The 26,456-nt window shown below is 61.7% G+C and carries 21 protein-coding genes and 1 pseudogene; 10 read left to right on the top strand and 12 right to left on the bottom strand.

Annotation, left to right across the window (positions count from 1 at the left end; translation table 11 throughout):
- Window positions 1-45: 45 nt before the first annotated feature.
- From UB31_RS38965 to UB31_RS41060, 3 genes and pseudogenes are all read right to left on the bottom strand, one after another.
- On the bottom strand, window positions 46-1,236 hold the full coding sequence (locus UB31_RS38965) for a DUF932 domain-containing protein (protein ID WP_197090922.1): 1,191 nt from the start codon (window positions 1,234-1,236) through the stop codon (window positions 46-48).
- Between the two features lie 377 nt (window positions 1,237-1,613).
- The gene (locus tag UB31_RS38960; RefSeq protein ID WP_045001361.1) at window positions 1,614-1,925 is read right to left on the bottom strand and encodes a DUF736 domain-containing protein; all 312 of its coding nucleotides are present in this window, start codon (window positions 1,923-1,925) and stop codon (window positions 1,614-1,616) included.
- Window positions 1,926-2,702: 777 nt separating this feature from the next.
- A pseudogene (locus tag UB31_RS41060) lies at window positions 2,703-3,071 on the bottom strand (chromosome partitioning protein ParB); the annotation flags it as partial.
- A 167-nt stretch (window positions 3,072-3,238) separates the two neighbouring features.
- Between UB31_RS41060 and UB31_RS38950 the strand changes: the two are divergent.
- Both UB31_RS38950 and UB31_RS38945 read left to right on the top strand, forming a co-directional pair.
- The gene (locus tag UB31_RS38950; RefSeq protein WP_045014604.1) at window positions 3,239-3,916 is read left to right on the top strand and encodes a hypothetical protein; all 678 of its coding nucleotides are present in this window, start codon (window positions 3,239-3,241) and stop codon (window positions 3,914-3,916) included.
- Complete coding sequence (locus UB31_RS38945) at window positions 3,909-4,646, top strand: RES family NAD+ phosphorylase (protein ID WP_045014603.1); 738 nt, start codon at window positions 3,909-3,911, stop codon at window positions 4,644-4,646. Before UB31_RS38950 ends, UB31_RS38945 begins: the two co-directional genes overlap by 8 nt.
- Window positions 4,647-5,300: 654 nt before the next feature.
- Here UB31_RS38945 and UB31_RS38940 read toward each other — a convergent pair.
- Both UB31_RS38940 and UB31_RS38935 read right to left on the bottom strand, forming a co-directional pair.
- Entirely contained in the window at window positions 5,301-6,236 is a 936-nt protein-coding gene (locus UB31_RS38940) for a DUF2493 domain-containing protein (protein WP_045001546.1), read from the bottom strand.
- Window positions 6,237-6,553: 317 nt separating this feature from the next.
- Window positions 6,554-7,615: a DUF7146 domain-containing protein gene (locus UB31_RS38935; protein ID WP_045014602.1), complete on the bottom strand. Its 1,062-nt coding sequence runs from the start codon at window positions 7,613-7,615 to the stop codon at window positions 6,554-6,556.
- Between the two features lie 2,122 nt (window positions 7,616-9,737).
- Here UB31_RS38935 and UB31_RS38930 point away from each other — a divergent pair.
- The gene (locus UB31_RS38930) at window positions 9,738-11,024 is read left to right on the top strand and encodes a site-specific integrase (protein ID WP_156175754.1); all 1,287 of its coding nucleotides are present in this window, start codon (window positions 9,738-9,740) and stop codon (window positions 11,022-11,024) included.
- A gap of 82 nt (window positions 11,025-11,106) precedes the next feature.
- Here UB31_RS38930 and UB31_RS38925 read toward each other — a convergent pair whose 3' ends face one another.
- Window positions 11,107-11,889, bottom strand: a complete 783-nt coding sequence (locus tag UB31_RS38925; RefSeq protein WP_045014601.1) for an enoyl-CoA hydratase/isomerase family protein — start codon at window positions 11,887-11,889, stop codon at window positions 11,107-11,109.
- A 176-nt stretch (window positions 11,890-12,065) separates the two neighbouring features.
- Here UB31_RS38925 and UB31_RS38920 point away from each other — a divergent pair, with 176 nt between their 5' ends.
- The gene (locus tag UB31_RS38920) at window positions 12,066-13,436 is read left to right on the top strand and encodes a caspase family protein (protein WP_045014750.1); all 1,371 of its coding nucleotides are present in this window, start codon (window positions 12,066-12,068) and stop codon (window positions 13,434-13,436) included.
- Here UB31_RS38920 and UB31_RS38915 read toward each other — a convergent pair.
- On the bottom strand, window positions 13,433-15,526 hold the full coding sequence (locus UB31_RS38915; protein ID WP_045014600.1) for a molybdopterin-dependent oxidoreductase: 2,094 nt from the start codon (window positions 15,524-15,526) through the stop codon (window positions 13,433-13,435). The genes UB31_RS38920 and UB31_RS38915 overlap by 4 nt on opposite strands.
- Window positions 15,527-15,762: 236 nt before the next feature.
- Here UB31_RS38915 and UB31_RS38910 point away from each other — a divergent pair, with 236 nt between their 5' ends.
- Window positions 15,763-16,461, top strand: a complete 699-nt coding sequence (locus tag UB31_RS38910) for a molybdate ABC transporter substrate-binding protein (RefSeq protein WP_045014599.1) — start codon at window positions 15,763-15,765, stop codon at window positions 16,459-16,461.
- A 12-nt stretch (window positions 16,462-16,473) separates the two neighbouring features.
- On the opposite strand, the gene UB31_RS38905 is transcribed toward UB31_RS38910, so the two are convergent.
- The gene (locus UB31_RS38905) at window positions 16,474-17,280 is read right to left on the bottom strand and encodes an SDR family NAD(P)-dependent oxidoreductase (RefSeq protein WP_045001351.1); all 807 of its coding nucleotides are present in this window, start codon (window positions 17,278-17,280) and stop codon (window positions 16,474-16,476) included.
- Window positions 17,281-17,400: 120 nt separating this feature from the next.
- Here UB31_RS38905 and UB31_RS38900 point away from each other — a divergent pair, with 120 nt between their 5' ends.
- The 5 genes from UB31_RS38900 (at window position 17,401) to UB31_RS38880 (ending at window position 21,888) form a co-directional block, all read left to right on the top strand.
- On the top strand, window positions 17,401-18,144 hold the full coding sequence (locus UB31_RS38900) for a GntR family transcriptional regulator (RefSeq protein ID WP_045014598.1): 744 nt from the start codon (window positions 17,401-17,403) through the stop codon (window positions 18,142-18,144).
- A gap of 54 nt (window positions 18,145-18,198) precedes the next feature.
- Window positions 18,199-19,191: a TRAP transporter substrate-binding protein gene (locus UB31_RS38895; protein WP_045001349.1), complete on the top strand. Its 993-nt coding sequence runs from the start codon at window positions 18,199-18,201 to the stop codon at window positions 19,189-19,191.
- An 88-nt stretch (window positions 19,192-19,279) separates the two neighbouring features.
- The gene (locus UB31_RS38890) at window positions 19,280-19,795 is read left to right on the top strand and encodes a TRAP transporter small permease (RefSeq protein ID WP_045014597.1); all 516 of its coding nucleotides are present in this window, start codon (window positions 19,280-19,282) and stop codon (window positions 19,793-19,795) included.
- A gap of 16 nt (window positions 19,796-19,811) precedes the next feature.
- Entirely contained in the window at window positions 19,812-21,101 is a 1,290-nt protein-coding gene (locus UB31_RS38885) for a TRAP transporter large permease (RefSeq protein ID WP_045001347.1), read from the top strand.
- Between the two features lie 10 nt (window positions 21,102-21,111).
- Window positions 21,112-21,888, top strand: coding sequence for a cyclase family protein (locus UB31_RS38880; protein WP_045001346.1), 777 nt, complete (start codon window positions 21,112-21,114; stop codon window positions 21,886-21,888).
- Between the two features lie 10 nt (window positions 21,889-21,898).
- Here UB31_RS38880 and UB31_RS38875 read toward each other — a convergent pair whose 3' ends face one another.
- The 4 genes from UB31_RS38875 to UB31_RS38860 form a co-directional block, all read right to left on the bottom strand.
- The gene (locus UB31_RS38875) at window positions 21,899-22,627 is read right to left on the bottom strand and encodes a Crp/Fnr family transcriptional regulator (protein WP_045001345.1); all 729 of its coding nucleotides are present in this window, start codon (window positions 22,625-22,627) and stop codon (window positions 21,899-21,901) included.
- 783 nt (window positions 22,628-23,410) lie between these two features.
- Complete coding sequence (locus UB31_RS38870) at window positions 23,411-24,514, bottom strand: ABC-type transport auxiliary lipoprotein family protein (protein ID WP_045001344.1); 1,104 nt, start codon at window positions 24,512-24,514, stop codon at window positions 23,411-23,413.
- A 3-nt stretch (window positions 24,515-24,517) separates the two neighbouring features.
- Window positions 24,518-25,285, bottom strand: coding sequence for an ABC transporter ATP-binding protein (locus tag UB31_RS38865; RefSeq protein WP_045001343.1), 768 nt, complete (start codon window positions 25,283-25,285; stop codon window positions 24,518-24,520).
- Between the two features lie 2 nt (window positions 25,286-25,287).
- Window positions 25,288-26,424: an ABC transporter permease gene (locus tag UB31_RS38860; RefSeq protein ID WP_045001342.1), complete on the bottom strand. Its 1,137-nt coding sequence runs from the start codon at window positions 26,422-26,424 to the stop codon at window positions 25,288-25,290.
- Window positions 26,425-26,456 lie beyond the last annotated feature (32 nt).

Here is a 26,456-nt window from a genome sequence, read left to right as displayed (position 1 = left end):
AAGGAAGCAGCACAGCCGGACTTCCGGCTGTGCTGCTTCCGCCAGTCAGTTGGCCCGTTCTAACAATCGTTTCGCCCTACCCTCTAACTCAAGACGCGCGTCCTGATGCGACTTGCCGCGGGCAAGCGCGGTGATGCCCTGCACGAAGTCAAACACGCTTTCCGGCGGGCGACCTTCCTCGTGCAGCACTGTCTCGATGATTTTCACCGTCTCGGACTTGGAGAACCCGCGCTTGCGCAGGAAGCTATCGCGGTCATCGTCGCTGCGGGCAACGATCCGCTCACGCGCGGCCTTGATACCGGCGATGAACGGCGCGGGCGACGAATCGGCGAAGCGCGTCAGCGCCGGCGTCGCCTCGTGAGCAAAACGCTGCGCGGCGAATTTTGAATGCCGGATAGTGATTTCCTCGAAATTCTCGACGCCCCAAAGATTGCGGTTCATGCAGACGGCACGGAGATAAAACGAGGCAATGCCCAGCGTTTTCGATCCCACTTCGCTGTTCCAGCAATAGAACCCCCGAAAATACAAATCCGGCGATCCATCCGGCAACCGTCCCGCCTCGATGGGGTGCGTGTCATCCACCAAGAACAGGAACACGTCGCGGTCGCTGGCGTAAAGTGTCGTGGTGTCGTTGGTGATGTCCACGAATGGGTTGTGCGTCATCGTGTTCCAGTCGAGCACGCCCGGTACCTTCCACCTTGTGTCACCAGTGCCATTGCCCGCGATCTTCCTCACGGCCGCGACAAGTTCGTGATCCCAGATGCGGCCATAATCCGGCCCGGTCACGGCGCGAAGCTCCACGCGACCGTCATCGGCCTCCAGTGTTTTCACCAGTTCGGCGCGGTGTGACAGCAAACCGTGTTGCAGATTGATCCCGGCCAATGGCGCAGGAAGCTGCCGCATATAGGATGATGGCGCGCCGACAAGGGTGCACAATTGCCCAAAGCTCCAATGCGTCGGCGCGACGGGTTCATCACGTCCCGGTACGATCAAGGCCAGCCGCTCGGCGCTGTCTCGGCTTGCCTCTACCCTTACGGCACGGCTCTCCACGGTACGGGTCTGCGCGCGCTCAGCGCGGCGGCGCACCGCGTCGTAAAGATCGGTCAGGCTGAGATAGCGCCCGTCAGCGGGTCGGGAAAACCATTCCGACGACACGCGGCCAACACGTTCGCCGCGCGATACGTTCACGCGGAAACCGCCGGAAACAGGCTGCTCGTTCTGGGTCAGGGTTATCATCGTCATCGATCATTCTCCTTTGGGGCTGGTTAAAGCGCAGCGCTGCGCTGCAACCCTGCCCGTCGGCGAGACCGGGGTAGCAAGGGCAAGGGCGGCCGGAGCGGAGGGGGATCACCCGCCTGATAAGGGCGCGCTTGATAAGCGCGCGTCTGCATGCGCCCTGACGGCTTTGGTCGTCATGAAGATCCATGGCGCGGAAGACCGGGGACACCGCTCCGGCCGGCACGCGCAGCGTGCTTCACCCTTGCCGGCGCGAGGGCGGAGCCCTTAGCGATTCACTCCCAAAAATCAATGCTCTTCCTCCTTCCCTGCAAGGCGGCAGCAGAAACGCAAAAAGCCCCGCCTCCTGAGAGGCGGGGCGGATGATCCGGATGGGATCAGTCGCCGTTGCGGCGGGACCAGATGAGGGTGAAGCCCTCGTCGCCCTCGACTTTCACCAGCGAGGCGTAGATCGGCGCCGGGAAGCTCGGATCGTCGAGCTTGACCGAGAGGTATTCGCGTTCGGTCTCGCGGGCGGTCTTCTTCCAGGCGGCACCGAATTCGGTGGTACCGGCGAAGATGCGAAAGTCGGGCGCCTTGTCGTTGTCCTTCTCAGATGCGACGAACCTGGCCTTGATGTTCAGCGTCAGCGTCTTGATGAAGCCGATGTAGCCGTTGTCCGAAGCGGTGAAGGTGCCGATGGTAGCCATGGTAAGTCTCCGTTTGTTGCTCGGGCCGCGCCCATCGCAGCCTCGATGGCGATCCTTGGTCCGGGGAGCGATCGGCCCGCAGCCGTCAGGCCCGCAGCGCAGCGGAGGACGGCGTCAGCCTGCTTTTTTGTTTCCGCGAGGAATGCCGCCCCTTTGCGGCAGGGGAAAAAAGCAGGCGTAGCCGTTGCGGGAAGGCGATCGAGGCTCCTGCCGTCCCTCGGGCCTGATCAGCCCATTCGAGGTTGCGTTGGACACTGCCCGTGAACGAACTGACGGAGACAACCATGGCTACGGCATTCAAGTAGCACAAGGATGTGGCTTGATCGGTCGAACACATGCTGACATCGGCGCATCAACGGCGATAAAGACGCGCAAGAGGGAGCGATGAGCGACCAATTTCGCATTCTGTCGTGGCGCATCGGAGTGCCACTGGAAGGAACTGCCGCCGAAAGACCATCCGAACGAGGCAGTCATTCGTTGATCAAGGACCGGCCAAAGTCACATCGTCGTTGATGAGGCGAGCTAGACGACAATTCCATGTTAGCGGTTCGCTGCGATCGGCACAGATCGGAAGGTCCCGTATTCCGTCGTCCAGGTGTGGGCTTGCGTCTGTAAGTCTCTGCCTTTGCATCAATTGAATCGGCCGCGCGCCGAGGCGCGCGGCCGAAATTTTTGTTAGTTGGTCGGGGGCCTGACCAAGAACTCACTCGGCAACCTCCGAATAAGCATCACCACCTTGGGTGTCGATGCGCTCCTGCGGCTTTGCCGACCTCAGTAGGGAAGGCAGCCAGTTGCAGCCAGCAACTGTTCGGCCGCTTCCGCCATATCGACCTTCTTCATATCCGCCATTCGCTCGGCAGCCTCGCCGCTCACGGCTTCGCAGACTGCCTCCAGAATTTACGACTTGGTGACGCGACCAAAATAGCTGCGCACGGTTGGCCGCCAGTAGCCGGTCATGTCGAGGGAAACGGCTTCTGCCAGCCGGTCGCCTGTTGCCAAAGCGCGTGGTCTCCACTCCCACGGCAGCTTGACCGCGTTGACGGTCAGCGCGACACAATGGGCGAATAGGGCCATGCGACTGTCGTGATCAAGCTCAGTTACGAATGCCCATAGGGCCGTGACGTCGTGCGGTATCTGCATTGCCCAATTGCCCGGCTTGTGAGTTGGTCGATTGCCAACCCAAAAAACGGAGAGAGAACCAGCGTCGGCGCCTTGAGCCGTTCTGAACGAGCTCCCTGCCAATGGTTTTGGAAGGCTCTTGATTATTTTGATTATTGTACTATATCGATAACCTAAATAATCGGAATGAAGCCATGACCGCAGAAAAAGCTCTTGAGCGCTCGGGCGTTGGAACCGTTACCGGAACCCCCGACGAAGTCCGAAAAAAACTTGCCCACCTGCCGGTGGATCAAGTTGTTGCTTTGACACTGTTGCATGGCAACAAGGCGCATGCTCACGTGCTCTTAGATGCAGTTGTCGGCCTAGCCGCGCTGATCCCTGGCATCATTGAGCGTCGTCACGAGGCGAAGTACCAGTCGATCATCGAGGCCATAGTGCCCGACGTCCCCCTACCCCAGCACAAACTGATTGAGGCCCGGATGACGGCCGAAGCCCGCAAGGGCGTGTTGGAGACAGGAGAATGGATGACGGCAGCGGAGGTCGCGGAGATGGCTGGGTTTAGTGCGAGCAATCCCAGCGCTCAACCGAACAAATGGAAGAAGGATGGGCAGATCTTCGCCCTGCGTCATCACGGAGTAGACTATTTTCCGGGCTACGCATTCGGTCCATCGACGGATTATCGGCCGGCGAAGGATCTAGCACGAGTGCTAGAGGTCTTCCGCGGAAAGAAGGACGATTGGGGCCTCGCCTATTGGTTTGCGTCGGCCAACAGCTTCCTTGGTGGTAAGCGGCCGCAGGACTTGCTGATTAGCAAGCCTGATCGCGTCGTTGCAGCGGCCGAGGACGAGGTAGCCGGCGTGCTCCATGGCTGAGAAGAAGTCCGGGGCACGCCGCTCAACTGCCCGACCGAAGGCAGCCAAGCCATCGTCGGCCCCGCCTTCATCAGCCCCGCCGTCGGTCGTACCGACTTCGCCCAGCGATCTCGCCAATCTGGTGAACATGACGACCTGGCCGAAAGGCCAGGTCATTCATCGTATCCACCCGAACATCTATGGCAGCAGCCAGTTCAATCCAGGCCCACGTGGCAACGCCCGGTTCAGTCCGATCAAAGCTTCAGACGGCTCGAATATCCCTACCCTTTATGGCGGCACGACTTTCGATTGCGCCGCCATGGAGACCGTCTTTCATGATGTGCCGTTTGTCGCGGGTCTAAAAACGTTCGACAAGCAAAAGCTGGCTGGTCACGTCTATTCGCAGGTGACGCCGAAACGCGATCTCAAGCTCGTCGATCTCAGCGTGACCGCGCTCAGGAAGCTTGGAATTCAACGCGGTCAGTTGATCGATACTGAAAAGGATGAATATCCGAACACCCGAGTTTGGGCCGAAGCCATTCACACTGCTTGCCCACACGCCAAAGGACTTTGCTGGGTGTCGCGCCAGGACGACCGCACGTTGGCGATCGTGCTTTTCGGCGATCGCGTCGCTACAGCGAATCTCTCTGCCGGCGGTGCTCCGCAAGACCTCTTGTCGATCGATGTCGTGTACGCGAGCCTCGTCATTCTCGCAGACAGGATCGGCGTCAACCTTGTCGACGGCAAATAGCGGCGCAACCATTCCAGCCCCCAAGAGTAACCAACGTCACATTTCGATCTGCACAATCTGTGATATAACTAATTGGCGCACTCTTTGGGGGACGATTTGCAATGCCGTAGAATATTGTCATCTTCTTCAACGGCACTGGGCAGGCCGACGGCATCAACTTCGACGAAGCTCGAACCAATCTCTATGAAGATTGTACAATTATACGCAGACGCGTTCGGCCAAAGCGGAGAGTGACCGACGCTACATCAGACCAGATTCAGAACGCACGCCTTGCGAAGATATTTTCTATCAGTTCGACGTTTCGATCCGAGCGGCCCTCGATCTGGCACTAGCAAAGAAAGGCCCGCCTATGCGTCAAGGGAGACACCTCATGCAGCCGATACCGACCGCGACACGAATGGGCGGGATATATCGCGAGGGCAACAATCGGCCCAAAAATAGGCTGAGCCCCAACTTCGACAAATCAAAGAGCCAGCAAGGTGGTGGTCCCAGCTTAACATGATGTTCCACCGCGGATTTCGATCTATGGGTCCAAACGCAATGAAAGCGGGAGACAAAAATAATCTCCTATCAACTGCGCTTCGATGAGGGATTTGTGAGATCTCGCGTTGTTCGCGCGAGCACACTTTGGGCTAGAGTTGAGTAGGACGGCGCTCACGCGCCGTCCTTGCCAAATTTCCAAACCGGAATGCCGAGTTTCCTCGCCTTGTCGGCGAGGTTGTCTTGAATGCCGGTGCCCGGGAAGTGCATGACTCCGATTGGCATGACTGCCAGCATGGTATCGTTGCGCTTGAATGGTGCAGCCTTCGCATGCTTCGTCCAGTCCGGTTTGAAGGTGACCTGCAGTACCCTACGATTGCTGGCCCACTTTGCGGCGATCAATTCAGCCCCTTTCGGGGAGCCGCCGTGGAGCAGAACCATGTCGGGATGCTTTGCCCGAACCTTATCGAGCCGGTCCCAGACGAGCGAAACGTCGTTGAAGTCGAGCCCGCCGGTGAGCGCGATCTTCGGTCCGGCCGGCACCATCACCTCGGTTTCGGCCCGACGCTTGGCAGCGAGGAAATCGCGACTGTCGATCATCGCGGCGGTGAGCGTACCGCGGTTGATGACTGATCCAGAGCGCGGCCGCCACAGCGAACCAGTATGGACTTCGAAGCATTCAGCAGCCTGGTCGCGAAAGAGTTCCATGGCGTTGCGGCGCTCGACGAGCGTGACGCCCTCGGCGGTGAGCCGTTCTAGCTCGACGGATCGCACCTCCGAGCCGTCTTGCCAGCGCTGGCTCTTCTGCTGCGCCTGCTCATTTACGTCGAGCTCGCGTTCGATACGATCCACCGCACGGTGGAAGAGATTGACGGCCGACCAGAGCAAGTCGTCAAGATCTGGTTCGAGACGCGTGTCATCCAGTGTCGAGACTAGCGCATCGAAGATGTCGACGACAGCACCGGCGATCGCCTTGCCTTCTGGAAGCGGCCGTGGATCGGGTTCATCCTGCAATGGTCGATGGCCATAGAGCTGAAGCTCGTTGAGGACATGATCGGTCGGAGACGGAACGTGCGGCGGTTTGAAATCCGCGTCGTCGTGGTCGGTTATCATGGGTGAGGCCCTTTTGCTGGATCGGCCGCGCCCATCGCGGCCTTCGTGGCGATTACTTGACGGCAGGCGGAAAGGACCAGAACCCGAAGCGAAAGCGAAGGGCCGAAGCGACAGCGGAGGATGGCAGGGATGCGGCTATTTTGTTTCGCGATGCAAAGGCGCGAGGCGCGCCGGCGGAAAATAGCCGCAACCTCTGCCATTGCAGGGCCGCACCCGCCTGCCGTCCGATCGCCTTTTAGAAGGCCTGGGGCGCGCTCTGTCCGGCGGCCACGCCCCCCAACAACCGATCGCGACGGCCTCTAAGCGACCCACGTTCAACCGGTCTCGGCAGCCGTCAACGACATGAACCGCACGACGTCCTGCGGAGCGAGTTGTTCACGCAAGCTCCCTCGAAGCTTATCGATACCAAAGGTGAGCAGTTCTTCGTTGAAGTCCCCAAGTCGGGGCGATAGTGGTATCGCCTCGATACCGGTGTCTAAGGCGCGTTTGGTCAAGGCAGCTACCGCGAAGTCGCCAGCCGCATCACGATCTTGCGCGATATAGAGTCGGCGCAGCTGCAGCGGAAGCTGCAGAGCAGCTACATGGTTTGCGGACAGCGCGGCAACCATTGGCAGCGTGGGAGCTACGCAACGAAGCGACAGTATGGTCTCGATGCCCTCTCCAGCCACCAGCACGTCGTCGGCCGTCCCGAATCGAACCGCGTTACCGAGAAGGTAACCCATGGACCGTCGCGGTGTATCGATCGGCGCCTTACCTAGGCGCACAATGTCGAAGCCATCGGGGTCGAGCCAGGTGCGATGCGCGCCGGTGATCCGACCATCCAGACCTGTGACACATGCGATCAATGCCGGCCAGATCTCGGTGGGCGCACCCTCATCGGGTCGGTAGTAGCAGCGCGGGTGGAAGCGCAGTGCACCATCGTCGTGTGACGCAAAAATGCCCCGATTGCGCAAATAGACCTCCGCGAGAGTTCCTGCGACTGGCTGCGAGATGGCGAAGAGCCGCCGGGCCGCCTCGGCCGAACCGACTGGCGCTCTGCTGTGTGCGACGTTCGACGACGGCTCGGCATTGGAGCGAGGCAAACTGAGAAAGCGGCGGGCCTCATTCGCCACGTCGCGGAAGTCGAGGAGCCCACAGCATTCGCGAATGACGTCAAGCAAGTCACCATGCTCGCCCGTTGCAGCGTCAGTCCACTTCCCAGCCGGACCCCTGGGCGTGTCCTGCAATCGGACGAACATCGAACGTCCCGGTGTATTACTAGCATTGCCAACCAACCAATAGCGGCCTTGACGCCGACCGTTCGACAGATAGCGGCGGCACACCGCCTCGGCCTCGCGCGCGAGGCGGTGCGCCAGTTCGGAAGCGTCGCGTGTCATCGCGCAGCCTCACGCTGGCTGATATCTTCAACCGCATAGCGCTCCGGCGCCACTTTATTGAACGCAAGGTCGTGGGATGGGGGCAAAGTGATTTCTTGGACAGCTTCCTTCATTTCGATTCTCCACGCCGGGTGACCGAGAGCCTCTCTCTCGGCTTCCAACCCGTCGCGGACATCCGCCCACCCCTCTCACTCTTCCTCCGAGCAGCGAAGAGATACTTCAAGCCGCCTCGCACTCCGCACTCTCACCTGCCATGTCGGCAGCGAGACCTGACAGAAAGCCGACTATGTAATCCGCCGCTTTTCCGGCTCGGCTTGCCGCGTGGACAACCGTCCGATTGTCCTCACGCAGCACCTCAAGTCATGGCACACGGCAGGCCTCTACTTCGGCGATGATCTTGTCGGTGATTTCGTCGCGGAGGCTCGCCGGCCCTCGCCGGCGCGCCCAAGCGGATATATCTGGACATCACGTCCGTCCGCGACTGGCGCGGCGAGCCTTTCTCGCAGCTTCCAATTCGACAGCGAGAAACAGCTCGCTCCTCTCGCTCTGTTGCTCCGCGGCGGGTACGAGCCAAATCTGTTCGGGTCTTGATGGCAAGCTAGGAAAGCACTGTGCGCACACCACTAGCTGCAACGCAGCCACTATGCAGGCCGAGCAAGCGAAGGTGCGCGACGGCGGGGTAAAGGAGGCAGCCGCAGGAGCGTCAGCATAGCGCCGCCCTTGGCGGGACGCGGGACCGACTGCAGTCTTGAGACCGGTTAACAAGGCACCCGCAGGAGGGTTAGCATAGCGCCGGCGCGGAGCGCGACGGAACCCGGGACCGAGTGCCTCCGGCGAGAGACTCAGTTTGGTGCGCGAGGGATCGAAGCCGTCCGGCCGAGACGCAGCGCGGCTCGGTTCACGAGAGCCCGCTGCGGCAAATGCCGCACGCGCAAGGCAGATCAAACGCGCGTCTCAACGGCACCGATGATACCCCGATCGCACCCTTGCAAACGTCGAAGAACTCCAGTCGAGGCGCCACACGGTGTCCATCTACCCCTAAGGTACGTGCGATGCCTATCATTCCGATAAAGAGAAGACCGCTGCGGCCTTCAATGCAAGTTGAGCAACAGATTTGTCGGATTGAGCGCTGACAATCCATAAGAAGCAGCTGACTCTCAGTCAGTGGGCGAAGATCGGCGCTCGAGCGCCAACAGCTGATATTCGTCACATTGATTCACCACTGATAGATATGTCGGAACCGAAGCGCTTCGCCCTTTACCGATCAGTCCGCTGAGCATTTGGCCAATTGCGCTCCGATCGCGATATCGACCTTCGCATTTCGCTAAGCCTGTCGCTTATACTGGCGTTAAGCGCGCGGTGAGTTTGGTCCGGCAAGTGCGGCCGTTTTGGTAGCTCAGCTAGCGATCCGCAAGGCCACGCGTCCCAAGTGACAGTGCCCGCGGCGGCACAGGTACGGCTCAGCCGTTACTGGCACCTCAAGACGGACGGGACGCGTATCTGTCATCTGCGCGACCTTGCGCCTGAGATTGTTTTGTTGAACCCGTCAGTGCCGACTATGCACGCGAGCGACGGCAATTGCCCCTGTTAGGCTACATCGCCCGTCCTATTTGCACGCCACACCAGCCGATTCTTCCACGAATTCTTTGCTCCCCTTTTCTCCATGGCGCTGTCTTGCTTTCAATGTCGATGGGGTCGGTGACATGAAGGCTGGAAGCATTCGGGTAAGGGACGAGAGCTCCAGTGCAAACTGAACCAGATAGATCAGTCCCCTCTGAGCCTGGAGCCTCTCAAAAAGATCTCAGGCCTTGATGGCTTGGACTGTACATTTTGACCACTGACTAACGCTCATGGCACCTCGCCCTGCCCTTCCTGCCCGTTATCCACCTATCGGCACATGGCCTGCGCTCATGCGCGCCGACATGGCTGCTGCCTACCTCGATTGTCGCGATACAGGTGAACTGGCACGCGCCGTTGGTCGCGGCGAGGCACCACCACCCGTTGGCTATCGCGGAATTGGGCGTGCGCGACAGCCAATTTGGTCGAAGGCCGCTATCGATAACTTCGCGGCACCGGTGAGAACAATGGATCCAGATAGATCGGAAGATCTGATATCTCTCGTATGACGTTGCCCCAATCAAAACTTCCACGCTACTGCAGGCGAAAGCCATCAAAGAACGGTCGATGGGCATACTTCTTTGATCCGCCGAGTTGGGCCCGCAAGCAGGGCTGCCATGTCAAGGCTGAAGCGCTAGGGGAAGAGTACGCGGCCGCCGTCGAGCGAGCCGAGAATATCTTGTTACCCGCCTTCGATAGTTGGCGTTCGGGAGGTTTGACCGACATGGTTCCGCCTTCTCCTGTGCCCGGCACGTTCGACTGGCTGGCCAGTGTCTTCGAAACCCACCAAAAATGGAGCGAGATCGAGCGCAACACGCAGCGCTTATACAGGCAGGGCCTGGCACTCTTTGCCAACCAAATGCTGAAGGATGGTAGCCGCGTGGGCTCAAAGCAACTCTCTGATTTTACGAAAGGCTTCGTCGACGCAATCTACGCGAAACTGCTCGTCGTGGAACACAGGGACGCATGTGGGAATGTCATCAAGCGCGAGCGTCGTCGCTTTGCAAATGCGGCTATGGCCTCTTGCAGGCGCGCCTGGTTTGTTGGGCAGCGCGCCCAAGAAACAATAGTGCCGGCGATCAATCCATTTTCGCGGATGGGGCTCAAGACCCATGCGCCTGGCCAGCCTGCCCGGCAGACACCTACGGCGACTTGGGACGAACTCGTCGCGTTCAGAGCGGCAGCGAAGAAACTCGGGTATCGCTCGGTCGCAACTGCGGCGTTACTGACGTGGGAGTGGTTGCAACGCGAAGAGCATGTGTTCGGCGCCTTCGAAATCTCGCACTATCGGCCAACTGAGCGGCCAAACAGCGTAAGAATTGTGCATCCGAAGAATGGCGAGGAAGCTTGGTGGCCCCTATTCGACGAAATGGGCGAGCCTCTCTTCCCCGAATTGATGGCGGAGCTTGACGCCATCAAGGCAAAGACGGTTTGGGGATTGGTCTTTCGGCGCGACCATGAGCATCGTAGGTCACCTGCCCCGCTTCCATGGCCTACAGAGCGCAAAGATCTGCGATATCTTCGAAGTGTCGTAAAGAAGATCGTCGCAGCAGCTGGCCTACGCAGCGAACTCTCCTTTACCTCATTCCGCCACGGTGGTTTTACCGAAGGTGCGGACAGCGATCTCACGGATGCCGAATTGCGGGCCGCTGCCCGCCATCGATCGAGCCGCCAAATGCCTACCTATGCAAAGCGCACGCGTAAGCAGCTGATCGCAGGCTCCAAGAAGCGCCGTGAGGAGCGGGCAAAAGCAGCTCTTGCCGGTCTAGCCGCCACTCGCTCGTCGGAATGACGGCGCGGCCCGCGGCATAAGTCATTGATTTATTTGGTGGGGCGCTCCAAGCCTCGAACGGAGTACCTGCGCGGTAAGAGAGCTATTTCCCCGTCCAGGAGGGCTTGCGCTTCTCGCTGAATGCCTTCAGCCCTTCCTTGGCGTCCTCGGTCATCGCAAGCAGCGCGATCTGGCTTTCGGTGTATGCGATGCTCTCGTCGAACGACATCGACGCAATGGCGCGCATCGCATACTTGCCGCGCCGGATTGCGGTCGGCGATTTGTCGACGATGCGGCTGATCAGCCAATCGACCTTGGCGTCGAGCTCGGCGGTGGGCACGACGTAATTCAGAAGCCCCGCACCTTGCGCCGCCTTCGCATCGAACGGCTCGCCTGTGAGCGCCCATTCGTTGACGAGTCGCGGCGGCGCGATGGTCTGCAACAGACTCAGCACCTGCATCGGAAACACGCCGACCTTCACCTCCGGCAGACCGAAGATGACGTGATCTGCGGCAACCGCCATGTCGGTCATGCACAGCAGACCCATGCCGCCGGCCATGCAGACGCCGCCGACCCGCGCAATCGCCGGTTTCGTGGCGTTCTGTGACAAACGTAACAGATCGGCATAGTCGACATTTGGTTTGGAATGGTCCATCGCGAAAGCCGCGCCGGAATTCTGCAGATCGGCTCCGGCGCAGAACGCCTTGTCGCCCGCGCCGGTCAGCACGATGACGCGGACGTCCTTGTCGTCATGCGCCTCGCGATAGCCCTTTGTGATGCCGGCGATCACGTCGCCGTTCAGCGCGTTACGCTTCTCCGGCCGGTTGATGGTGATCCAGAACGTCTGCCCACGCTTCTCGGTGATGACGTTTGTGGTGTCGGTCATGGCACGCCCGCTTCCCTGCTTCGTTTGCAGCCATTTGCGGCAGGTCGGACGGCGGGCGCAAGGGCAAATTGTCTCGCTATGTCACCATAGCGTGTGGGCGCAACTTCGCGTCGCGATTGAATTATGGGTAACGGTCGCTATCCTGACGGAGATTTTTATTACCGATGAGCCATTTCATGCGCGCAGCCATCGCATTGTTGCTGGCAGGCTTGATCATCCTGAGCGGCGGCGTCGCAAGCCGCGCAGCTGATGCGGCGAAGATCGCGCTGGTGATCGGCAACGCAAAATATCCCGACAATGAATTCGTGCTCAACGACGCCGCCAGCGACGCGCAGGACGTCGCCAAGGAACTGACGCGCGACGGCTTCGTCGTCGACCAGCAGATCAACCTCGCTGGCGATGCCATGCGGCAAACGCTGGATCGGTTCTATGCCCGCATCGCGCCGGGCTCGGTAGCCCTGATGTTCTTCGACGGTTTTGGCATCCAGTCCAACCGTCAGACCTACCTCCTCCCGGTCGATGCGCAGATCTGGACCGAGCCGGACGTCTCGCGCGACGGCTTCAGTCTGGATGCCATTCTCGCTGAAATGAATACACGCGGCGCGGCGATCAAGATCGCGCTGATCGATGCCTCCCGCCGCAATCCGTTCGAGCGGCGCTTTCGCCGCTATTCGGCAGGCCTTGCGCCGACGATCACGCCGAGCAATTCGCTGGTGCTCTATTCCGCCGCGCTCGGCGCAGTGGTGGCGAGCGGCCAGACCGATCACAGCCTGTTCGTCACCGAGCTGTTGCGGGAGATGCGCGCGCCCAATGTGAGCGCGGAGCAGGCGCTGACCAACACCAAGAACGGCGTGATCGGCGCGACCAACCGCGAGCAGGTCCCCTGGCTGTCGTCGTCGTTGACGACGGAGTTCTCGTTCGCCGGCATTATGACCCGGCCGCCGGACAACAAGGCGGGCGATCAGACGTCGCCGAAATCCGGGACGCAGAAGCCGGTCTGCGAGGTGCCGCAGCCCGACGCCGCGCCAAGCGCGGACGATCTCGCCAGGGACCTCGTGATCGCCGATCTCACCCGCAAGCTCGCGGCCAACGCCGCAGACACCGTCTCGCGCTACAAGCGCGGCCAGGTCTACGCGATCAAGCGCGCCTATGCGCTGGCGATGCAGGATTTCGACGCGGTGATCCGGCTCGATCCGAAGGATGGAGAAGCGCTGAACAACCGCTGCTGGACGCGGGCCGCAACGGGCGATCTGCAAGGTGCGCTCGCCGACTGCAATCTAGCACTTCAGATCGATCCCGGATTGAGCGACGCGCTCGACAGCCGCGGACTTGTCAATCTCAAGCTCGGCCGGACCGCGGAGGCGATCAAGGACTACACCGATGCGATCCAGCGTAATCCGCGTTCGTCATCGTCGCTGTTCGGCCGCGGCGTCGCCACCCGCAAGAGCGGCGCCGACGGCACGACAGACATCGCGCTGGCGAAATCAATGGATCCGAACATCGCGAAGGAGTTCGCGGGCTACGGCGTCACAGAGTGCACACCTTAAGCCGCAGCGGCGGCTTTCCTGATCCAGACCTTGTTGTCGTGGAACGCGGCCCCGCCGATCGGCGCGACGGCTTCGCCTCCGGTCAGCATATTGATGCCGCGGCCACCGATATGATTCTTGTTCGGATGAACGGACTCCGCGATCAGCACCCCGCGCCGCACGCCCTCGAAGAATACCGCGATCAGCGTGGTCTCGCCGCGCGTATTGCCAAGCGTCACGGCGTCACCGTCGGCGATGTCGAGCGCAGCCGCGTCCATCGGATGAATCATCACACTCGCTTTGCCTTCGCGCGCTTGCGAGGACGGCGTCTCGTTGAACGAGGTATTGAGGAAGCTGCGCGAGGGGCTGGTGGCAAGCCGGAACGGATGGGCCTGGTCGGCGTGCTCGATCACGGCCCAATGGTCCGGCAGCGACGGCATCTTGTCGAACTCGCCCATCATCAAGCCGAACGGCGGATTCGCCCAATCGGCCTTGAAATGGAATTTCTTGTCGGCGTGGGCAAAGCCGTCGAGATAATGCGCCGTGCGAAAATCCGGTTGCAGGTCACGCCAAAGATCGGCCTCGAGGCCAGCGATGTCGCCGTGGCCGCTCAGCTTCAGCGTCGCGTCGACCAATTCGCGCGGCGTCATCTCGAAGCCCGGATGCTTGGCGCCAAGGCGCGGCGCCAGCGCCTGCAAGACCTGATGATTGGAGCGGCATTCACCGGGCGGGTCGATCAGCTTGGGGCCGACCGAGATGTGCTGGTGGCCGCCGCCGTAATAGAGATCGTCGTGCTCCATGAACATCGTCGCAGGCAGCACGATGTCGGCCATCTGCGCCGTCTCAGTCATGAACTGCTCGTGCACCGCCACGAACAGATCCTCGCGCGCAAAACCCTCGCGCACCAGCGCCTGCTCCGGCGCCACCGTCATCGGGTTGGTGTTCTGAATCAGCATCGCCTTGATCGGCCCCTTGCCGTGCAACGCTTCCGCATCGCCGGTGAGGATGCGACCGATCTGCGACTGGTCGAGCGCGCGGGTGGTCTTGTCGATCGCGTCGTGGCCTTCGATGATGGATTCGTTGAAGTGCCACAGCGCGTAATTGTTGAAGAAGGCGCCGCCACCTTCATACTGCCAGGCACCGGTCACGGCGGGAATGCACAGCGCCGCATGCATCTGCGTCGCACCGTTGCGGGAGCGGGTGAAGCCGTAGCCGAGGCGGAAGAAGGTCCGCTTGGTTTCACCGACGACCTTGGCAAAGGCCTCGATCTCGGACACCGGCACGCCACAGATCGCAGACGCCCATTCCGGCGTGCGCGTCTTCAGATGCGCCTCGAGCTCGGCCGGGCAGTCCGTGTATTTGTCCATATAGGCGCGGTCGGCATAGCCGTCGCGAAACAGCACATGCATGACGCCGCAGGCGAACGCGCCGTCAGTGCCGGGCCGCAGGAGAATCTTGATGTCAGCCTGCTTCATGGTCTCGTTGTCGTAGACGTCGACCGCCGCGATCTTGGCGCCGCGCTCCTTGCGGGCACGGGCGGCGTGCGTCATCACGTTGACTTGGGTGTTGACGGGGTTGGTGCCCCAGATCACGACCAGGTCGGAGAGCGCCATCTCGCGTGGATCGACGCCAGCGATCTTGCCGGTGCCGATGGCATAACCGACGCGCGCGATGTTGGCGCAGATCGTCGAATAGAAGCGCGAATATTTCTTCACATGCGTGAGACGGTTGAGGCCATCACGCATCACCAGCCCCATCGTGCCGGCGTAGTAATAGGGCCAGATCGATTCCGCGCCGAACTCACGCTCGGCCTGGTTGAAGCGATGCCCGATCTCGTCCAGCGCCTCGTCCCACGAGATGCGCGCGAACTGGCCGGAGCCCTTCGGCCCGGTGCGGCGCATCGGATACATCAGCCGCTCCGGGTGATGGATGCGCTCGGCATAACGGGCGACCTTGGCGCAGACCACGCCGGCCGTATAGGTCTGCTTTTTCGAACCTCGGACGCGGCTGATGCTGCGGCCTTCGAGCACCTCGATATCGAGGGCGCAGGCCGAGGGGCAATCATGCGGACAGGTGGAGTGGCGGATCTCGATCTTGGCGTGCTGGTTCATGGCCAAATTCGTAACACCAAAGTACCGGCCAGCCGAGCGCATTTATCCGGCAATACCCATGCGATTTGCTCAGGCCGCGCGCGCCGCCGGCTCCTGCCGCGGCCGCGAAAAGCCGCGCAACCGTACCGAAAGCGGCCCGATGTTCCCGCCCGGATCGACGATGTGAGGCGTCGACAGCCCGCGCGTCCTGCCGCTACAGTGCCGGCCAACAAGAACGACATCAGGGAGACCGCATCGTGGACACGATGAACATCCTCAGCGGAGGCGCGGCCCAAGGCCTCGTTCGCGGTCTCGCCGAGGCCTTTCGGGCCCAGACCGGGTTTGCGATCGATGGCGAGTTCAGCGCGGTCGGCGCAATGGCGGACAAGTTGCGCGCGGGGGCGCCGGCCGATCTCGTGATCCTGACGCAGGCGCTGGTCGCAAAGCTCGCCGAGGAGAAGCTCGTCATCCTCCCCTCGATCGCCGATGTCGGCCGGGTCGAAACCGCGCTGGCGGTTCGCAGTCGCGACCCGAGGGTGACGGTCAAAACCGAGGCCGATCTGCGCGAAGTGCTGCGAGCCGCAGATGCGATCTTCGTTCCCGACATCACGGCCTCGACGGCCGGCAGGCACGTTGCAAAAGTCCTGGATCAGCTCGGCATTGCCTATGAAGTGACTTCGCGTCTCAAGATCTTTCCGGACGGCGCGACCGCGATGCGGGATCTCGCGGCGTCTCCCGCGCAAAGGCCGATCGGGTGCACGCAAGCAACCGAGATCATCGCAACCGACGGCATCGCCCTGTCGGGATCGCTGCCGCCGGGATGCGAGCTCGTGACCATGTACACAACCGGCGTCACCATGCGGGCTGCACATCCGAAAGAGGCTGCCGCATTGGTCACATTGCTGGCCGGCGCGGATCAGAGGGAGCTACGCCGGCGCGTGGGCTTCGCCAGCTAGATGCGGCTGGCTCTACTTGTTCAACTGCGTGAGACCGGTCGGCGGACCATCGACGGCGGTCCAGCCACCGTCGACGAACAGCGTGCTTCCGCTGACATAGCTCGCGGCATCCGAGGCGAGATAGGCGACGGCGGTCGCGACCTCATCGGCGCTGCTCCAGCGGTTGAACACGGTGTGGCCGGCGTAGAGATTGTAGATGTCGGGGCGCTGCTTGAACGGACCGGTCAGCGCGGTCTCGGCGATGCTCGGCGCGATCGCGTTGACGCGAACGCCGGAGCGACCAACCTCGGAGGCAAAACCCTTTACCAAAAGGCCGATCGCGGCCTTGGTCGAGCCATACACGGCAAGGCCGGGTTCAATAGTGACGGCGCGCACCGAGGAGCAGGCAATGATGCTGCCAACCTTCTGCTCGATCATGATGCGGCCGAACGCCTGGAAGAACCACACGGTGCCCTTGACGTTGAGCGTGATGACGCGATCGAGATCCTCATCGGTGTAATCCAGGATGGTCTTGCGGATGTTGAGCCCGGGCGTTGTCACGGCGATGTCGAGCCGCGAAAATTTCTGCATCACGATTTTCGCCAGCGCATTGACGTCGGCGGCACTCGCGGCGTCGCACGCAGCGGCTTCGGCCCAGCCCCCCTTCTCGCGAATGCCGGCAGCGGTCGCCTCGGCCGCGTCGAGCGCACGATCGGCGCAGACCACGCGAGCACCGAGCCCGGCCAGCGCCTCCGCCGACGATTTGCCGATACCCGATGCGGCACCGAGCACGACCGCAGTCTTGCCGGTGAGATCGAAGAGCTTGCGATAGTCGGTCACGGACGCGTCCTCCTTATGTTGCAGCGCACAGTAGCCTACTTGCTCAGTTGACTTTTGCTGCAGATTGCCTCGTATACTAATATATCAATTTCAACCATAACCATAACCATAACCATAAGCATGCCCGCGCGCACAACGAGGAAAGCCCAGGCCGCGCCCACGCCGGCCGCCATCAGCCCACGCCGCGGCAAGCCACCGCAGCGGGCGACGGCGTCGTCGCGCATCTATACCGAGCTGCGCGGCGAGCTGGTGTCGATGCGGCGCCGGCCAGGCGACGTCATCTCGGAGGCCGACATCGCCCTCACCTACGGCGTCAGCCGCACGCCGGTGCGCGAGGCGATCCTCAAGCTCTCCGACGAGGGGCTGCTGGACGTATTCCCGCAATCCGGCATCTTCGTCTCCCGCATCCCGCTCGCCGCGCTGCCCGAAGCCATCATCATCCGCAAGGCGCTAGAGGAGACCACCGCGCGGCTCGCGGCCGAACGCGCGACCACAAGCCAGATCCTGCAATTGCGGTCGATCGTGGAGCGTCAGCGCGAGGCCGATGAGGCCGGCGACCGTGTTGCGTTTCACCAGGCTGACGAGCTGTTTCACGCCACCGTCGCCGATGTCGCCAGGCATCCTGGAATCTGGACGCTCATCCAGCATGTGAAGGTACATGTCGACCGCTATCGCCAGCTGACCCTGCCGGTGGCCGGGCGCATGACGCAGGTGATCGCCGAGCACGAGCCGATCCTCGCGGCGATCGAGGCGCACGATCCACAACGAGCTGGGATTGCGATGGAGCGGCACCTCGACCGGCTACTCCGCGACATCTCGGAGACCCAACACACCAATCCGGAGTTTTTCGCCAACACGGAATGACCGGACCACGGTCATCAACGACACACACCAAACAAGAACTGAGGGAGGACTACAATGAGACGCCGTGATTTCATCAAATTGAGCGCCGGATTTGGAGCTGCCACGCTGGCTCCGATTTCGTCCGGCCGTGCCCAAACCAAGGCCGTGTTCAAAGCCGCCGACGTGCAGCCGGTCGGCTATCCGACGGTCGCTGCCGTCGAGAGCATGGGCAAAAAGCTGGCCGACGCAACGCAAGGCCGCCTCTCGATCCAGACCTATCCCTCCGCGCAGCTTGGCGCCGAGAAGGAGACGATCGAGCAGACCCAGATCGGCGCGATCCAGATGCTGCGCGTCAGTGCCGGCGCGGTCGGCCCGATCGTCGACGACATCAACGTCGTCAACATGCCGTTCCTGTTCAAGAACGTGGCGCAATCCTGGAAGATGATGGACGGCGACATCGGCCAGGAGCTGCTCGACAAGATCACCGCGAGCCCGAACGCGAATCTGGTCGGACTGTGCTGGATGGATTCAGGCGCGCGCAGCTTCTACAACACCAAGCATCCGATCAAGTCGATCGCCGACGTCAAGGGCCTGAAGCTTCGCGTCATCGGCAACCCGATCTTCATCGACATGGTCAATTCGCTCGGCGGCAACGGCATCGCCATGGGCTATGATCAGGTGTTTTCTTCGCTTCAGACCGGCGTGATCGACGGCGCGGAGAACAACCCGCCGAGCTACGTGTTCAGCAACCACTACACTGCGGCGAAATACTACTCGCTGACCGAGCACCTGATCATTCCTGAAATCCTCTGCTTCTCCAAGCGGTCCTGGACGGCGCTGTCCGCCGACGACCAGGCGCTGGTCAAGAAGTTCGCACGCGAAGCCCAGCTCGAGGAGCGTGAGCTCTGGAAGAAGTACGAAACGACCGCGATGGAGAAGGCCAAGGCCGCCGGCTGCGAGATCGTGGAGATCGCCGACAAGAAGCCATTCCAGGATGCGGTCAAGCCGGTCTGGGACAAGTACGGCCCGAAGTACCAGGCCATGATCCAGCGTATCCAGGCGCTCTGAGTCTTCTCAAACAAAAGCCAAAGCGCGACGATCATTCATCGCGCTTTGGCCTCGACAATTTGAACCAGTGACAGAGCAGGAAACGCGGATGGCCGCATTGTTTCGCCGAGCGATGGACTTTCTCTATCTGTTATGCGTGATCGTCGGCTGCACCGCGCTGGTCGCGATCTCCGCGGTGATCCCGTGGGCGGTGTTCACGCGCTATGTGCTCAACAGTGCGGCCTCCTGGCCGGAGCCGATGGCGGTACTGCTGACGATCGTGCTGACCTTCATCGGTGCCGCCGCCGGCTACCGGCTCAACCTGCACATGAACGTCGCCTATTTCGCCAAAAAGCTTCCCCTGCCCCTGCAACGGGCGCTCGACATCTTCGTTCAGTTGCTCATGGCGATGATCGCGTTGTTCATGGTCATCTGGGGCGAGAGCCTGGTCGAGATCACTTGGCACAACAGCATCGCCGACTTCCCATCGCTGTCGGTCGGCGTCACCTATTTGCCGATTCCGATCGGCGGCGTCTGTCTGCTCCTGTTCGTGATCGAGCGGATCTTCCTCGGCGCGCCGCCCGACCCAATCGGCAAGCATTCCGAGCCTGCGGCCTTCGAGTGAGCCAGGAGCTATCATAATGGACATCTTTATCCTGCTCGGCACGATGATCGTCTGCTTCCTGATCGGCATGCCGATCGCCTATTCGCTGGCGATGGCGGCGATCGCGGGCGCACTGTCGGTCGGCATTCCCCTCGAAGCGCTGATGCTGAAGATCTCGGACGGCGTCAGCAAGGTTGCGATGCTGACGATCCCGTTCTTCGTGCTCGCTGGCGCCATCATGGCGGAAGGCGGCATGGCGCGGCGCCTCGTCGCCTTCGCCGACGTGCTGGTCGGCTTGACCCGGCTGCGCGGCGGTCTCTCCATCGTCAACGTGCTGGCGACGACGTTCCTCAGCGGCATCTCCGGTTCTGCGGTCGCCGACACCTCAGCGATCGGCTCGGTGATGATCCCGCAGATGGAGAAGAACGGCTATCCGCGCGTGTTCGCGACCAACCTCACAATCTCGTCCTCGGTGCAGGCGCTCTTGGTACCGCCGAGCCACAACGCGGTGCTGTATTCGCTCGCGACCGGCGGCACCATCTCGATCAGCGCGCTGTTCATGGCGGGCGTCTTTCCGGGCCTGCTGCTCGGCTTCTCGCTGATCGTACTGTGTGTCGCGATCGCCTATCGCGAAGGTCACCCGCAGGGGCGCACTGTTCCGGCCAAGGACGCGATCAAGATCACGATCGACGCGGCCTGGGGCCTGATCACGCTCGTCATCATCCTCGGCGGCATTTTGGGCGGCATCTTCACCGCGATCGAAGCCGGCGCTGTCGCCTGCATCTGGGCATTCTTCGTCACCATGTTCGTCTACCGCGATTACAAATGGCGCGACCTGCCAGTGCTGCTGCACCGGACCTTGCGCACCGTCGCGATGGTGATGACGCTGATCGCCTGCGCGTCCGCTGTCGGCTACATCATGGCGCTGACCCAGATGCCGGCAAAGATGACGGCGTTCTTCCTGTCGATCTCCAGCAACAAATACGTCATCCTGCTCCTGCTCAATGTCTTGCTGCTGCTGCTCGGCACCCTGCTCGACATGGCGCCGTCGATCCTGATCGCGACGCCGATCCTGCTGCCGGTGATGCAGAATTTCGGCGTCGATCCCGTGCACTTCGGCATGATCATGCTGCTCAATCTCGGCATCGGCCTGTGCCATCCGCCGGTCGGCGCGATCCTGTTCGTCGGCTGCGCCGTGGGCAAGGTCTCGCTCGAGGAGGTCATGCGCAAGATCTGGCCGTTCTACGGCGTCATGCTGTTCGTGCTGATGCTCGTCACCTACCTGCCGGAGATCTCGCTCTGGCTGCCACGTCACATTTTACGGTGAGGAAACGCCGATGCCGCGGAAGCTGATCGACATCTCCGTGCCGTTGCAGAACGACGTGCCGGCCGACCCGCCGGGCAACCACCCGACGATCCAGTATATCGACCACCAGCAGGGATTGCCGCGCATGCTGCAATTCTTCGATGGTCTCAAGGCGGAGGATCTGCCGGATGGCCAGGGCTGGGCCGTCGAGCAGGTTTCGTTGTCGACGCATAACGGCACGCATCTCGACGCCCCCTGGCACTTTCATCCGACCATGAATCGCGGCAAGCGATCGTGGACCATCGACGAGGTGCCGCTGGAATGGTGCTTTCAGCCCGGCGTGAAGCTCGACTTCCGGCATCTGCCGGATGGTTACGTCGCCACCGCCGACGACGTCGAAAAGGAACTCAAACGCATCGGCCACACGCTCTCACCGCTGGAGATCGTCGTCGTCAACACCAGCGCCGGCGCAAAGTTCGGCCAGGCGGACTACGTCAACTCCGGCTGCGGCATGGGTTATGAAGCCACCATGTACCTGCTCGACCGCGGCGTACGGTTGACCGGAACCGACGGCTGGAGCTGGGACGCGCCGTTCGTCTTCACCGCCAGAAAATATGCTGAAACGAAAGATGCCGGCCTGATCTGGGAAGGGCATAAGGCGGGACGGCACATCGGCTATTGCCACCTCGAGAAGCTGCATGATCTCGACAAGCTGCCCTCGACCGGTTTCACGGTCTCGTGCTTCCCGGTCAAGATCGAGCGCGCATCCGCGGGCTGGACCCGCGCGGTCGCGATCATCGACAGCTAGGTGCGCACCGTCAGCTGCCGTCGAGGCCGCTTTCGACCAGTTCACGCAATGCGTCGGTGTCGAGCACGACGATGGCGCCATGCTCGAGACGAACCCAGTTGCGTCCGGACCAGGCGCGCAATTGCTTGTTGATGCTCTCGCGCGTCATTCCCACCATCTCGCTGATCTCCTGCTGCGTGATGGTGAGCGTTCCGCTGCCGGAGTCGAACTTGCGCTCCTCGGTCAGGCCAAGGAGAGCGCTTGCAAGCCGGCCCGGCAGATTCTGCAAAATCACTTGCTCGACCTGTTGACTGGTCCAGCGCAGGCGCGCGCAGAGCAATTCGATGAATTTCATCGCCAGCGCAGGCTGGCTCTTCACGAAAGGCAGGAAGTCGCGGCGGTCGATGATGTAGAGCTCGCAATTGGTGTTGGCGGTCGCATCCGCCGACCGCGGTGCGCCATCGAGGACCGCGATCTCGCCGAAAATCTCTCCGGGCCCGATCAGATTGAGAATGGCATTCCGTCCATCTGGCGACGAGGAGGAGATTTTCACTGTTCCCGTGATCACCGCGAACAGATTGTTGCCCGGATCGCCCTTGGCGGCGATCGTCGCGCCACGCTTGACCGTGGTGTGCTTGGCGTAGCGGCAGAGCTGATCGAGCGCGTCAGGTTCCAGATCTGCGAAGATCGGGTGCTTGCGCAGGACCGATAGTTTATTGCCCGACGGCTGTCGGGGGTCGCCGGTCTTGTCCTGAGGCACGCCGGGACTCCTAAGACTGCGAGGCACTGGGGTTCCTGCGTAGTCAACGTTGCCCGGCATTTCAACCGGAAAGCACGCAAACAGTTTTAGGCAAGTGCCGCTAAAATGCCGAAGACGCGCCGAGACGGCGCACCCGCAGGATGAGCCAATGCATCCCGGTCGATGCAGAGTTGCAGGCACCGCAAGTCGCAATTTGCGTTGAGGCGCTGCCATACGACCAAGAGGCAACAGGGCCAGTAGCGGCGGTTAGCGCGTCAAAATGCGACTGTGCTCTCAGGAACTTCGGCGCGAGGCATCCGAATCAGGCCCGCCTGCACTGGTCTGTCGGTCCGCCCAAGCCAGGAGCCGCAGCGAACGAGACAAAGACGGTCACAACGGCAATCATCACGAGCAGCGCGTCGGTTGGCATCCTGCCCCTCCCAACCCTCGTTTTGGGCATTATCCGCGGCGCACGACCGACGTCATTGATCGGGATCAAAAATCCGAGAGCGCTGTGGAAAGATCGTCAGGCCGCCGTCAACGCTTCGACCCTGGCGGAGTCGAGCAGGCTGATGCCACCGTGGATGATCTCGATCGCGCCATGGCGTTCCAGCTTGGTGAAAATGCCCGTTCGGCTCAATCGTCACCACAGAAGCCTTCATCCACCGCTCCAAGCGTCGGCCTCCGTTTGGGACCGTGTCCACCACACGGACTGCATTTTACTGCATCCTGGCAGTGGCAATTGACGCAGATCAAATTTGACGAAGATGGCCGCCCTGCAGGATGCGGGAAGAACGGGAAGTGCTAGACCGCCTGCACCGTCCAGCCAATCAGCTCCTTGGCAACGCGGGCAAAGGCTGCGTCGAACGCCTCGATCGCGGCAGCGGGCTCGACCTTGTCGAGTTTCTCGCTGGTTTCGACGAGGCGCGAGGCGATCACCTTGCCGTTCTTGTCGACGATCCTGGCCGACAGTCCGATCTCGACCCGTGTCTCGCCGTCCGTGGCAATGCGGAAGCGCCTGATGTCGATCAGGAGCTGGTAGTCCGCCTGCCCGAGGTCTGTCGTGCGCAAGGGCGCGTGAGCGATGTCGTAGTTCTCAAAGCTGTCGATCAGCCGGGCCTGCAACAGCTTTGGAATGCTGTCGGCCCACAGGAACTCCGCAAACCCCGGATTGTCCCCCACCGGCGAGAACAGCATGCGTTGCGTCTGGAGCATCGCGACTGCGGTCGGCTCCGGAATGGCCAGCGACGCGGACAGGGTCTTGCCGGCTGGCCCGAGATTTTGAGGCGTGCGCAAATCATAGGTGATCTTCTGCGCAGGCGCCCCGCCACCGGTCATCTTCTCGAGGCCCGCCAAAATGCCGTCGATTTTGCCGGTGTTGCGCGCGAGCCCGTCGGAAAATGTCTTGAGATTCGCGATGGTATCCTTCAGCGGGCCGGAATTATCCTCCAGCACGGTGTCGACGCGCCGTAGCGCATCGCGCGCCGCCTGCATCATGCTCTGGCCGGCGCCGGCCTCGGCGATCAAGGTCAGGGGCTCGCCGGATTTGGCGGCGATCATGCCGCCTTCCAGAGTCACCACCGGCACGCCCGTCAGGCCCTGGAAATCGAGCCCGACTTTGGTATCGGCGCGCACCGGCGTCGTGGCGGCAACCGAAATCGTCGCATTGACGAAGCGCGAATTGTCCGGCGCGAGGCCAAGCTGCGTGACCTCGCCCACGCGGATGCCGTTGAACAGCACGCCGGCACCGACCAGAAGGCCCGGCACCGGTCCCTGGAACTGAACGTGGTAGTTCGCACGCGGCCCGATGCCGCCGGTGTTGTTCAGCCAATAGACGAAGCCGAACACCGCGAGGATCGCAGCCAGCACGAAAGTGCCGATCAGCACGTAGGGAGCGCGGGTTTCCATGTCTCATCTCATCTGGGGTTGCAGCATCTGCGAGCGCTTGCCGTGGAAATAGGCGCGCACCCAGGGATGCTCGGATTGCAGCAGTTCGCGCATCGGGCCGATCGCGACGATCTTGCCGTCTGCGAGCGCCGCGACGCGGTCGCAGACCGTGGTGAGGCTCGCGAGATCATGGGTGACCATGAACACGGTGAGGCCCAGGGTCTTTTGCAGCGTCCCGATCAGCGTGTCGAAATCACCGGCGGCGATCGGATCGAGGCCGGAGGTCGGTTCATCGAGGAACAGGATCGGCGGATCGAGCGCGAGCGCGCGCGCAAGCGCCACGCGCTTGGTCATGCCGCCGGACAGCTCTGACGGATATTTATCGCCGTCCTGCGGCCGCAGCCCGACCATCTCGAGCTTGGCGATCGCGATCTCGTCCATCAGCTCCTGCGACAGCACCAGATTTTCGCGCAGCGGAAACTGGACGTTCTGCCGGACCGTCAGCGAGGAGAACAGCGCGCCCTGCTGGAACAGGATGCCCCACGTCGTGGCCGCGCCTTGCGTGCGGCCGCCGATCGGCTGTCCCATGACTTCGATGGTCCCGCCTTGTCGAGGAATGAGGCCGATGATGGTGCGCATCAACACCGACTTGCCGCCGCCAGACGCGCCCACAAGCCCGAGGATCTCACCCCGACGGACGTCGAGCGACAGATGGTCGAGCACGGTCTGGCGGCCGAAGCCGACCACAAGGTCGCGGACGCGGATCGCGAACTCTTCTTGCGCTTCGCCCATCGTCACATTCCGATCGAGGCGAAGAAGATCGCGAACAGGCCGTCCAGCACGATCACCAGGAAGATCGACTTCACCACCGACGTCGTCGTCTGCCGTCCGAGCGACTCCGCACTGCCTTTCACGCGCAGTCCCTCACTACAGGCGACGATCCCGATCACCAACGCCATGAAGGGAGCCTTCAGGATGCCCACCTCGAAATGCGTAACGGAAATAGCTTCGTGCAGCCGCGCGATGTAGATTGCGGGCGCCATGCCGCCGTAGAATTGCGCGACCAGCCCTCCGCCATAAAGCGCGGCAATCGATCCGATGAAGGCCAGGATCGGCAGCGCGATGACAAGAGCCAAAACGCGCGGCAGGATCAGGACGTGGACCGGATCGAGGCCCATGGTCGAGAGCGCATCAATCTCCTCCCGCATCTTCATGGAGCCGAGCTCGGCGGTGTAGGCGCTTCCGGAACGGCCCGCGACCATGATGGCAACGATCAGTACACCCAGTTCGCGCAGCACGAGGATGCCGACCATGTCGACAGTGTAGGACTCCGCGCCGAACCTGCGGAAATGGAAGAATCCCTGCTGGGCAATGATCGCGCCGATCAGGAAGGTGATCAGCACGACGATAGGAATGGCCTGCCAGCCGATCCGGTCAAGCTGATAGACCAGCGATGTCAGCCGCAACGTGCGTGGCCGGCGCGCGACGCCGATCATGGCCATAAACAATGCACCGAGCATTTGCAGAAAGAGTGTGACGTCTTCGCGGGCACCGATCGTAGCCTTGCCGAGATTGCTCAACCTGACCAGAACCGGATTGGGCGCGGCCGTCGCCGCCGGCGTATGGCGGTTGACCTGACGCACCTCGTCCATGAGTCCGCTGAAATGATCGGCCACGCCCACGATCCCGGCCGATCTTCCTGATGATGCAGCCTTGCGCGACAGTTTCTCCAGCATCCATGCGCCGAGCGTGTCGAGCGCGCTGATGCCCGACATATCCAGTGTCACGGCCCTGGATCGATCAACATCCGCCCCGACCGATCGGGACAGCATCTCGAGCGTCGACACGTTGGCTGCGATCCACGGCCCTTGAGGGCGCAATTCCAGCGCATCGCCAGACGGTGTTGCCAGAAGCAGGGGTTCCGAATTCACGCTGATATCCTCATGGGACTACCGGTCCTCGA

The sequence above is a fragment of the Bradyrhizobium sp. LTSP849 genome (genome assembly GCF_000938255.1).
Taxonomy (GTDB): Bacteria; Pseudomonadota; Alphaproteobacteria; order Rhizobiales; family Xanthobacteraceae; genus Bradyrhizobium.
The sequence above is the reverse complement of the archived record's forward strand: the minus strand, read 5'-3'. Positions and strand labels throughout refer to the sequence as shown.